This is a genomic window from Vibrio sp. T20 (assembly GCF_007858795.1).
Classification (GTDB): domain Bacteria; phylum Pseudomonadota; class Gammaproteobacteria; order Enterobacterales; family Vibrionaceae; genus Vibrio; species Vibrio satsumensis.
In genome coordinates this window covers 1-897 of the sequence record NZ_VFEB01000177.1, presented here as the reverse complement: position 1 = coordinate 897, position 897 = coordinate 1, and the positions used below count along the sequence as shown (strand labels likewise).

Sequence of the window (897 nt, the reverse complement as noted above, 5' to 3'; positions counted from 1 at the left end):
CTTTCGAGATAGTTCATACAGTTCAGAGGCTGGTGGATTTCACCCTGTTGAAATCGCGATGACACAGATCTCCAGTGATCTATGGAATGTCGAATACATCACTGATTTTGCTTACGTTGGGAATGTGTATCCAGAATTGACGCGATGTCTAGACTTTGATTTTCGAGACCAAGCGTTCTTTACAGAATTCGGGGGATGGAGCCCAATCAAGGGCAACTATTCCGCTGTAGAGATGTTCGAGCTTTGGCAGGATAACTTCTTAAACTACATCGATATGGAAGCGTTTGACTCTATATCTATCACTTCGTAATGAGAGAACAACCCGTCCGGGTCTATGTCACGATACAAAGGCACCGGACCACTACAGACATCAAAAAGTCGTGTTTCGGAGAGAGCTAACCCTATATGTAGCAGGGCCTGAATGACTTTTCATCATTGACTCCCACCCCACGACTTATCACGACATTACCGATAAGTGATACCAACCATGCCCAATATCCCCCCTTTGAAAGAGCAGCTCACAAAAGCGCTCATTAGAGTCGCTCTCGCGAGTTGTCATTACCTTAATGAACAGTATCAGCACTTTAAAAAGGAGGTAGAGCAAAGCTCAGATCACGAACTGTTTGAATTCGTTCAACGCCTTTCTTCGGCCCACCTAAAACGGCTCTTAGCCACTATTGAGTTGATGAACAGAGGTTATCTACTGAGTGAAATTCTAGAAGCAGCAAAGGATAAATAATGGCCTTTCCCAAGGTCATTTAAATTCAAATATACAGCCCATTTCACATAATCATTATCCGCTATTTGAATGAGACGTTATTTGTCTCACCCATCCTTATCCTAATGCCATCAGTGATGGTTCATAGACACCCAACTAAGGATTCACAATGACCACAA

1 protein-coding gene is annotated in these 897 nt (G+C 43.1%); it reads left to right on the top strand.

All coding sequences use genetic code 11. The annotated features are described in order from the left end of the window. Positions 1-310 (top strand): DUF2787 domain-containing protein (locus FTW16_RS20055; protein ID WP_146492263.1); only part of this gene is annotated, 310 nt, incomplete at its 5' end. Positions 311-897 lie beyond the last annotated feature (587 nt).